This is a genomic window from Kitasatospora sp. NPDC048722, assembly GCF_040650235.1.
Lineage (GTDB): Bacteria > Actinomycetota > Actinomycetes > Streptomycetales > Streptomycetaceae > Kitasatospora.
In genome coordinates this window covers 1-1,202 of sequence record NZ_JBEZGX010000188.1, presented here as the reverse complement: position 1 = coordinate 1,202, position 1,202 = coordinate 1, and the positions used below count along the sequence as shown (strand labels likewise).

At 38.1% G+C, this 1,202-nt stretch carries 1 protein-coding gene; it reads right to left on the bottom strand.

The window, feature by feature from the left end; genetic code table 11:
- Positions 1-1,120 (bottom strand): IS3 family transposase gene (locus tag AB0C76_RS41455; RefSeq protein WP_359975996.1). Its coding sequence is split into 2 segments (ribosomal slippage), with 1,121 coding nucleotides annotated over them: positions 1-868 and positions 868-1,120; the frame shifts between segments, so codons are not numbered across the junction. This gene is flagged as partial in the annotation.
- Between the last annotated feature and the right edge of the window lie 82 nt (positions 1,121-1,202).

Below are 1,202 nucleotides of genomic sequence, written 5' to 3'. Positions count from 1 at the left end.
GGAGACTTGTAATCAAGACCTGAATGCATCCTTTTTGTATTGTAATAGGTCTCAATGTATTTAAATATTTCTTGAGTAGCCTCAGCTCTTGTCTCAAAATGAGCATCATTAATAAGCTCCCTCTTTAGCGTCTTATAAAAAGACTCCATCATTGCATTGTCATAGGGATTTCCTTTACGACTCATGCTAGATTGAGCACCGACTTGACGAAGAGTAGATTGATAACGAGAGCTTGTATATTGACTCCCTTGATCAGTATGGACAATCAAGCCAGGCTGAGGATGTTCTTTCCCACAAGCTTGTAAGAAGCAATCCCTCACCAGTTTATCTTGCATCCGTGAAGACATTGACCAGCCTACAATCTTACGTGAAAAAACGTCGATATTCACGGCTAAGTATAAGGTGCCTTCTTTGGTAGGGATATAGGTCATGTCTCCCAGCCATACTTTATTAGGAGCTGTTGCTTTAAAGATCTGATTAATTAAATTGGGTCTTGAAAGCGAAGCTCCTTTTCTGTTGTAATGTTTATATTTATAACGGCTTCCCTTGGCATAAAGTCCCATCAAGTGCATCAGTTTCCCAACACGTTTCGTGTTGGTCATAATACCAGTATTATGAAGTACCTTGGTAATTCTAACCGCACCATAGCGTCCCTTATGCTCATGAAAGACAGCTTTTATCTTCTCTGAGAGAATTTCTCTCTCCACTTGTTGTTTTGAAGGACGACGATGCATGTATTCATAGAAACCTGAGCGAGAAACCTTAAGAACTTTTACTGCATGCTTAATTTTTATCTTCCCATGATGTTTCAAGAGAAATTCAAAACGTTTTACTTGCTTCGCTTCAAGAAGACCCGGAACTTTTTTAGAAGTTCAAGTTCCTCCTGAAGATAACGATTTTCTTTCTCTAACAATTTAATCTTATGTTGGGCATTAGCTAGGGCTGTCCCATTGCCTGGAAAAGCACTTTCTCCATATTCTTCAACTTCTTGAACCCAGCGATAAAGACTATTGGCATGAACCTCAAGCTCTTGGCTGACTTCTTTAACAGAGTAACCCTCTTCAAGAATGAGTTTTACTGCAGAATTTTTAAATTGTTTATCGAATTTTCTTCTTGCCATAATAAACCTTTCCACGATTTCTCTTAACTTTGTGTCTAGTTTATTATAACCTTTCCACCTTTCATTTTTGTGTCTTAATAGA